The 7,728-nt window shown below is 65.0% G+C and carries 10 protein-coding genes and 1 tRNA gene; 7 read left to right on the top strand and 4 right to left on the bottom strand.

All coding sequences use genetic code 11. The features are described 5' to 3' along the window. From E3O50_RS19175 to E3O50_RS12610, 4 genes are all read left to right on the top strand, one after another. The coding region (locus E3O50_RS19175; protein WP_166790986.1) for a hypothetical protein at positions 1–480 on the top strand (480 nt) is incomplete at its 5' end. Positions 481–567: 87 nt separating this feature from the next. After that, on the top strand, positions 568–1,017 hold the full coding sequence (locus tag E3O50_RS12620) for a dehydrogenase (RefSeq protein WP_241975364.1): 450 nt from the start codon (positions 568–570) through the stop codon (positions 1,015–1,017). A 159-nt stretch (positions 1,018–1,176) separates the two neighbouring features. Beyond that, the gene (locus tag E3O50_RS12615; protein ID WP_134559198.1) at positions 1,177–1,884 is read left to right on the top strand and encodes a tetratricopeptide repeat protein; all 708 of its coding nucleotides are present in this window, start codon (positions 1,177–1,179) and stop codon (positions 1,882–1,884) included. Then, complete coding sequence (locus tag E3O50_RS12610; RefSeq protein WP_134559196.1) at positions 1,848–2,804, top strand: GGDEF domain-containing protein; 957 nt, start codon at positions 1,848–1,850, stop codon at positions 2,802–2,804. The genes E3O50_RS12615 and E3O50_RS12610 overlap by 37 nt, the downstream gene beginning before the upstream one ends. Positions 2,805–2,822: 18 nt before the next feature. Here the strand turns inward: E3O50_RS12610 and radA are convergent, their stop codons facing one another. Both radA and E3O50_RS12600 read right to left on the bottom strand, forming a co-directional pair. Continuing rightward, positions 2,823–4,190 carry a DNA repair protein RadA gene (gene radA / locus E3O50_RS12605; RefSeq protein ID WP_134559195.1) on the bottom strand — a complete coding sequence of 456 codons (1,368 nt, stop codon included), beginning with the start codon at positions 4,188–4,190 and terminating at the stop codon, positions 2,823–2,825. A 120-nt stretch (positions 4,191–4,310) separates the two neighbouring features. Continuing rightward, the gene (locus tag E3O50_RS12600; protein WP_241975363.1) at positions 4,311–5,111 is read right to left on the bottom strand and encodes an SGNH/GDSL hydrolase family protein; all 801 of its coding nucleotides are present in this window, start codon (positions 5,109–5,111) and stop codon (positions 4,311–4,313) included. A gap of 148 nt (positions 5,112–5,259) precedes the next feature. Here E3O50_RS12600 and E3O50_RS12595 point away from each other — a divergent pair. Then, positions 5,260–5,349 (top strand) — tRNA-Ser (locus E3O50_RS12595). A gap of 52 nt (positions 5,350–5,401) precedes the next feature. Here the strand turns inward: E3O50_RS12595 and E3O50_RS12590 are convergent. Together E3O50_RS12590 and E3O50_RS12585 are read right to left on the bottom strand one after the other, a co-directional pair. Beyond that, the gene (locus tag E3O50_RS12590) at positions 5,402–6,520 is read right to left on the bottom strand and encodes a site-specific integrase (RefSeq protein ID WP_134559193.1); all 1,119 of its coding nucleotides are present in this window, start codon (positions 6,518–6,520) and stop codon (positions 5,402–5,404) included. Between the two features lie 2 nt (positions 6,521–6,522). After that, entirely contained in the window at positions 6,523–7,158 is a 636-nt protein-coding gene (locus E3O50_RS12585) for a helix-turn-helix transcriptional regulator (RefSeq protein ID WP_134559191.1), read from the bottom strand. A gap of 131 nt (positions 7,159–7,289) precedes the next feature. Here E3O50_RS12585 and E3O50_RS12580 point away from each other — a divergent pair, with 131 nt between their 5' ends. Together E3O50_RS12580 and E3O50_RS19170 are read left to right on the top strand one after the other, a co-directional pair. Further along, a complete protein-coding gene (locus E3O50_RS12580) occupies positions 7,290–7,442 on the top strand; it encodes a hypothetical protein (protein ID WP_241975362.1) in 153 nt (50 codons plus the stop codon). Positions 7,443–7,521: 79 nt separating this feature from the next. Further along, the gene (locus tag E3O50_RS19170) at positions 7,522–7,683 is read left to right on the top strand and encodes a hypothetical protein (RefSeq protein WP_166790650.1); all 162 of its coding nucleotides are present in this window, start codon (positions 7,522–7,524) and stop codon (positions 7,681–7,683) included. The last annotated feature ends 45 nt before the right edge of the window (positions 7,684–7,728 follow it).

Here is a 7,728-nt window from a genome sequence, read left to right as displayed (position 1 = left end):
GGCGCTGACGCCGCCGCTCCCGCCGCCGCTCCCGCCGCCGCTCCCGCCGCCGCTGCTGCGGACGCCGCCCCCGCCGCCTGCGACCCGGCCGCCGTCACCGTCGAAGCGCTGACCGACGCCGTCACGTACCAGCCCGGCCAGAAGCCCGAACTCTCCCTCAGCATCACGAACACGGGCACCGTCCCCTGCGTGATCAACGCCGGCACCTCGAAGCAGGTCTTCACGATCTCGAGCGGCCAGGACATCTACTGGACCTCGACGGACTGCCAGAGTGCGGCCGCCGACGCCGACGTCACCCTGCAACCGGGCGTTCCGGTGAGCTCGACAACACCGATCGCCTGGGACCGGGTCCGCTCCAACGCCGCCACCTGCGACGAGTCCACCCGCACCGCCGCGCCGGCCGGGGGAGCCTCCTATCATCTCGCCGTCTCCGTCGACGGCATCGCATCGGCGACACCCAAGCAGTTCATCCTCGACTGAACGATTGCCCGTACCGCACGTCAGCCCAGAGCGGAATAGTCCGCTCCGGTGCCAAGCCGGTGCGGACGGAATGATTGAATGGGTGGCGTGACTGACCCGACTGACCCGACTGACCCGACTGACATGACGCCGCCGACCCCGCCGACCCGCTCCGTGGCCCTTGCTACCGCCCTCGCCGCCCAGGACGTAGCAGCCGTCGCATACGCCCTCCGCAACGACGTCGTGATCGTGCCGCAGCTCGTCGTCAACGGGCAGGGCGAGCAGGTTCGCGTCTTCGGCCGCGAAGGCACCGACAAGCGGATGCTGCTGCTCTTCTCCTCCGCCGAGAATTACGTCCGCATGGTGCCCGATGAAGTGGACCCCCAGGTCATGGTCGGCGACGCCCAGTGGCTGCGCGACTTCCTCACCGTGCATCGGAACGTGCTTGAGATGGTCTTCTTCGACATCGCCGGCCCGCACGTGATGCAGGCGGCCCCTGACGACCTGATGGCGGCGCTCGGCACCCTCCCGGAAACCGATTCCAGCGACGACGCCTAAGTCGGCACCCCCCATCGGCGGCATCCTGCGGCGTCCATTCGCCGGTGTCCGGGCTGGGCGCTAGGCTGAGCCTCGACAGTGTTCCTCCCTCTCTCGGAGAGGGTTCCCGGTGGGGAGATTGAAGGCCGGGAACACACGCCTGTCGGGGAGCAGGCCACGATGAACGCACCGCCGAATGAATCGATCGAGGCGAGACTCGCGCGCGTCGAGCGCCTCTTCTGGATCGACCGCGACGAGGCCAACCAGGCCGCCAGGGACTGGCTGATCGAGCTGCGCGTCGTCGACATCGATGGCGCGAACGGTGAGTTCGTCGACTACAGCAGCGTCGAGACCGGCCTCGGCAGGGGAGCCGTCGCGCGGCGCCTCCGCGTGCTCCTGGCCAACATCAGCCGCACCCGCGGAGATCCGAGCCGCAGCGCGGCCGAGGTGCAACAGATCCTTGCCTGGGCCGAGCGGCACGGCGAAGTCGCTCTGCAGTCCCGCTGTCACGACGTGCTCGGCTCGGTGTTCGAGATGGTCGGTGACCCCGCCCTCGCCCTCGAGCACGCCGTTCTCGTCAACGATCTGATCGACGAGAGCGAGGTGCCGCTGATGCGGGCCGCAGCCCGACTCTGCCTGGCCGACGCCCTTGGCTCGGCCGGATCCTTCGACGAGTCGCGGCGTCGCTACAACGAGGCCCTGCGGCTCGTCATCGACGACACCGACACCAACATCCGCTACATGATCCTGAACAACCTCGCGTACACCGAGTATCTCGCCCACAACCACGTGGCCGCGCTCGAGACCGTCGAGCAGCTGCTCGCTCCACGGCGAACTCCCGCCCGATCGGCATGTACGCGCGCGACACGATCGCCAGGGTCTACCTGACCGCGGGGCGGCTCGACGAAGCCGAGCGGATGCTGCTTCCGGCCATCGAAACCGCGAACGACGACCCCAACCCCGATGCGGTCTCGGCAGCACTGGTCACCCTCGCCGAGGTTTACCGGATCCAGGGACGGCTCGACGCGGCCCAGCGCGTGATCGACCAGTGCGCCACCCTCGCCGCTGGTCACGGCCTCGTCCGCTGGCTCACCGAAGTCGCCCGCGAACAGGCCGAGGCCTACGCCGCGAACCTCGACTACCGCCGGGCCTTCGAGGCCTACCGGAGCTATCACGCCCAGTCGGTCGCGCTCGGCGCGAGCGAGAACGAATCCCGCGGGCGGATCCTCGAGGCCATGTTCCAGACCGCGGAATCGCGGCGCGAGAGCGAACGCTACCGTGAACTCGCCGAGCGCGACCCGCTCACGAGCCTGCACAATCGCCGCTTCGTGGACGAACACCTGAGCGTCGCGGCGATCCGGTCCGGCGAGGGCGGGCCGTGCTTCGCCATCGCGATGATCGACATCGACCACTTCAAGCGCATCAACGACGCCCTGTCCCACGCGGTCGGCGACGAGGTGTTGCGCATGCTCGGCGAGATCCTGAAGCGCGCAGCCAACCGGGTCGCCGGCGGGATCGCCGCCCGCCTCGGCGGAGAGGAATTCCTGCTGATCCTGCCCGGCGCTGACGCGGCAGAGGCCCGGGAACGCTTCGAGGAGGCCCGCAGCGACATCGCCGACTACGACTGGACCCCGATCACCGCCGGGCTGCCCGTCACCGCGAGCATCGGGGTTGCTCTCGCCCCCGAGGACGGCGTCCAGGCTTCCGACCTCCTCCGAGCCGCGGACGTGCGGCTGTACGTCGCCAAACGCGACGGCCGCAACCGGGTCGTGCACACCGCAACCGTTCAGGCCTCGGTGTCGCGCTAGCCCGCCCGGCGCCCGTGCCTACCGGAACGCCGCGTTGAGCTCCGCGTCCCGTGCCGAGACAGGCTCCCGCAGCGCGAGGATGATCGCAGAGTCGAGCCGCCCGGCACCGGAGTCGATCCGGGTCACGAACCCGAGCCGAGCCGCCTCACTCGCACGCTGTTTGGCCGACGACACCGGCCGCACCTCGCCGGCGAGGCTGATCTCGCCGAACGCCACGACGTCATGCCCGATCGGCTTGTTCCGCGACGCGGAGGCGATCGCGAGCGCGATGGCGAGATCGGCGCCGGGTTCGGTCAGGCGGATGCCGCCTACGGTCGACACGTAGACATCCGACGCACCGAGGCCCTTCACCTCAGCCCTCTGCTCGAGCACGGCGATGATCATGGCGACACGCGATGAGTCCACGCCGTTGGTCACCCGGCGCGGGTTAGGCGCCGAGCTCGGCATGACGAGTGCCTGCACCTCGACCGGCATCGCCCTCCGCCCCTCGAGGGCGACCGTGACGCAGGTGCCGGGCACCAGGACGCCGCCGCGGGTGAGGAACAGGCCGCTCGGATCGGGAACCTCGGAGATGCCCTCGCCGGTCATCTCGAAGCAGCCGACCTCGTCGGTCGGCCCGAAACGGTTCTTGAGCGCTCGCACGAAGCGCAACGCGGTCTGCCGATCGCCCTCGAACTGGCAGACGACGTCCACGAGGTGCTCGAGCAGGCGGGGGCCGGCGATTGACCCGTCCTTGGTGACGTGCCCGACCAGGAGGATCGGCAGGTTGCGGTCCTTGGCGACCCGGATGAGGGTGGATGCGACCTCGCGCACCTGGCTCGGCTGGCCGGGAAGCCCGTCGGAGAGCCCGCTCGCGACGGTCTGCACGGAGTCGATGATGACGAGGCTCGGCTGCACCGCGTCGATCTGGCCGAGGATGGTCGCGAGGTCGGTTTCGGCGGCGATGAACAGCTCGCGCTGCAAGGCCCCGGTGCGCTCGGCGCGCAGGCGCACCTGGCTCACCGATTCCTCGGCGCTCACGTAGAGCACCCGGGACTTGGCTGCCGCTGCCTTCGAGGCGACCTCGAGCAGCAGCGTTGACTTACCCACGCCGGGCTCGCCGCTCAGCAGGATGACCGAACCGGGAACGATGCCGCCGCCGAGCACCCGGTCGAACTCGCCGATGCCGGTCGGCCAGTGCGAGACCGCGGTGGTGTCCACGTGCGTGATCGGACGCGCAATGCCGGACCCGATCACGGCGACAGGCTTGACGGCGCGGGTGAGGCTCGCCTTCTCCGTCATGTCGACCACGGTGCCCCACTGCTGGCACTCGCCGCAGCGCCCGGCCCACTTCAGGGTGGTCCAGCCACACTCGGTGCAGCGGAAGGAGGAAACGGGTCTGGCCATGCTTGCGAGCCTAGCTTCGGCCACCGACACCCGGGCAATCGGCCGCGTGCCCACGCCGGTTGAAGCTCGAGCGCACGCCCTGGCCGAAGTCCGCGCGCCCACCCGGCCGGTCGGGCGCGCCTACCCCTCGCGCAGGTCGGCGAACTCCTCGGCGTCCTCGGGAACGAGCAGAGCGATGTCCTCGCTCAACGCCGGGAGGAATGCTTCGGCCCAGACCCGGTAGCCGCGGTCGTTCGGGTGGAACAGGTCGTTGGCCACGTGGGTGGCGACGCTGCGCAGCCCCGGCCGCTTCGTCGTCGCGTGCAGGGGCACAACGGTGAGCCCGTACTCGGTGGCGACCGTCCGCAGTATCCGGTTCCCGACGGCCACGATCCGTTCGTTGTGCGGCAGGTGGAAGCACGGCAGGTCGGCCACGAGGGCGTGTGGTGGTAACGCAGCGAAGATCGCGCGGATCCCTGATTCGAACACCGCAGCATCCCACACCGCCACGTTGTTCGCACCGATCGCGACCGTGACGATGTCGGGGGAGAGTTCCGAGAGGAGCGGCAGCTGGTCGCGAACGGCAAGCTCGACGGTCGCTCCCGAGACGCTCAGGTTGGCGACGCGCACCGTGCGACCGGTGGCCAGGCGGATGTGATCGGCGAGCAACCCGACGTAGCTGCGCCGCGGTTCGCTTGCCCCGATCCCCTGCGCGGCGCTGTCGCCGATGGCCACGTAGAGCAGCTCGCCCGGCTCCCGGCCATGCTCCCGCCACCACTGGGCGTGCGCGGGGAGGGTCTCGTTGAGTACCCGGGCGTTGCCTTGGCGCCATTCCCGGAATCCGCGTGCCCGAACGACGGCGGCAGCGGTCATTCCGGTAGCTGTGGTGACGGCGCCGAGGGTGACCAGGAGCGCGCGAAGGTTCGGTTTGACGTTAGACACGGGGGGAGCGTACCGCCGGTTTCTGGGTGCCGGCTTTCTGCTTCCTGTGTTCGCGTGTCGCGGTTTTCAGTGAAGCGGATACCGCCCGCGAGCCCCGAATATCGGCTTGATTCGCGCAGACCCCTGTTTCTCACGTACAATCTCCCTCGGTACCGTGTCCGAGCGGCCGAAGGTGCAACTCTCGAAAAGTTGTGTGGGGGAGACTCCACCGTGGGTTCAAATCCCACCGGTACCGCCACAGTCAAACCCCCTGAATCCCTTGTAAACACTGGGAAGCAGGGGGTTTTTCATTACAGAGATTCGGGGTTTGCCCACGGTTTGCCCACATCTGAAACCTTCTTTGCCTGATTGAGCGCGATTCCGACAGCGTCAAGATCGTCGTCGAATAGATCCGCGTATGTGTCCAGCGTCATGGCGGCTGAAGCGTGTCCAAGCATCTTCTGGACGGCTTTCACGTTTGCGCCGGCGGAGATCGCCAGGCTGGCGGCTGTATGGCGCAAATCATGGACGGTGACTCGCTGAAGTGTCGCGTCAATGGCTTGGGCCTTTCTTACTGCCGAAACTCGCCAACCTCTTCTTGAGTCGGGAAGCGGCACATGGACGAGTCCGGCACCGAAGACAAGCTCATCTTGATCCTTTCCCGCGCATGCTTTGGCCAGCAGATCGGTTAGAAACTCAGGGTACGGAACGCTGCGGAATTCGTGCGACTTCGGCGTGCCAACGATGATCGGTCCGCCTACGCTCACGGCGTTTTCAGTGACGTTCGCACGCCGCCTCGTGGTGTCTAGACTTCTTACTCTTAGGGCTGTTGCTTCGCCCCACCGGAGACCCGTGTATGACAGGAATAGGAGCAGAGTCGAATGCCGACCAGCGTTGTCGGCGAGGAGTTGAACCTGCTGGTGGGAAAGATAGACATGCTTGTTGTGAGGTTTTCTCGGAAGATTCACCCCGCGTGCGGCATTCGAACTAATGCGGCGATCCTTCACAGCGACATCCAAGATCGACGCGAGAATCCCGAATGCTCGAATCACCAACGTTGCACCCTTGCGTTTGGATAGTTCGGTGACCCAACCTTGAACCTCGCTGTGACGGATGGAGCCAACCGAGCGCTTTCCCCAGAATGGCTGGACGTGCAGTCTCCAAGCGGACTCGATTGGGCGCAAGCTTGAGGGTTTTAGGTGTGATTGATTGTTCAACCACTCGTCTCCGAGGATATCGATGACTGACCTAGATGCGGTTGCATCCACAAACTCGCCTCTGGCCTTGGATACTTCGATTGAAGCCAAGAAGAGCTCGGCAGCTTTCTTCGTTGAGAAGCCGCGCCGCTCAGTGGAGGAGTGGTCGGGTTTGCGGTAGCGAGCCCGATAGCGCTTGCCGGCTACGGTCTCGTAAGGAGTGATGCTACCCATGTCTAGAAGGGGGTCTCGGGAGACGGGCCGATCGGATTTTCCAGGTTCACGCCCGCGGCGCGCAGCCGATTCTCGACCCGATAGAGGTTAGCGTGGTTGGATTCCTGATCACGCTGATACAAGAATTTCGCTGTCTGGTTGACTGTGAAACCCTTCCGCTGGGGCGCGAAGCGGTAACCGCTCTCTGGTCGGTCGAGTTGTTCAAGTAGTTCGCTTCGTTTGCGGAGGTCGATCAATATGATCTCGTTCTCTGAATAGCCGAATCCCGGCGGGTTCAGCATGGGTTCACCGTTCAATAGAGAACTGGTCGTCTTCCTGCTGCCTGTTCCGGTGAACCAATCGCGAGCGAGCCACATTGGCGTGAGCACGACATTGTTCTCTCCGTTCGCGATTTCTATCCGCTTATACGGTTGCTTCAAGGGGAAGATCAAGTCAGCTGGCTGTACTTCCAGCACGAATGCCATCGCAAGGAGTTGCCTCACGGTCACATCCTCTTTTCGACCATTCTCTAGATTGGCGACTATCGATCTAGTCAGTCCGAATCCAGCCTTTTCGGCAAGTTCATCGGCGCTCATCTTGAGTAGTTTTCGGAAGTGGGCGATTTGCTTCCCAAGCTCATATTCAACCGTTTCAAACATGTAGACACAATATCGTGGATTATGTGTAGTGTATAGCCCGTACACAGGACGCTTCGGTTTTGTGTATGCGAGATGGAGCTGAATTGACTAGGTATCTCTCACCGCAGCAAGTCTGCGAGATTATCCCCGGCATGACGAAGGGATCCCTTGCCCAGTTGCGTTTCACCGGGAAGGGTCCTCGGTACCGCAAGCCAACTCCCAAGACGGTCATCTACGTCGAGTCGGAGGTCATCGACTGGATTGAAGTCAGCGCGCGGAGAGGCACAGCTCTGGAGGACGCGTGAAAAGGGCAACGAGGGTGCCGTCACCGACCTGTAACTCGGTGACGGCTTCGACAAATCACCACCGCTAGGAGAATGGTTCATGAACAATACCAAGAAATCCGCGAAGGCCCTTTTGCCGCGGAACTCGACTGCAGGGCGCACTAAGGACACGATCTTCGACATGTGCAATGCAGATAATCCGGGGCGTGTGTCAAGGGCCATGAAGAACTGCCCACTGGCGGCCACGGAAAATGCCCGCTGATGGCCATGAAAACTGCCCACTCATGGCCAACAGATCTGCCCACCA

Origin of the sequence: Cryobacterium sp. MDB1-18-1, from assembly GCF_004402735.1 — a bacterium.
GTDB classification, from domain to species: domain Bacteria; phylum Actinomycetota; class Actinomycetes; order Actinomycetales; family Microbacteriaceae; genus Cryobacterium; species Cryobacterium glucosi.
This window is presented reverse-complemented; position numbering and strand designations above follow the sequence as displayed.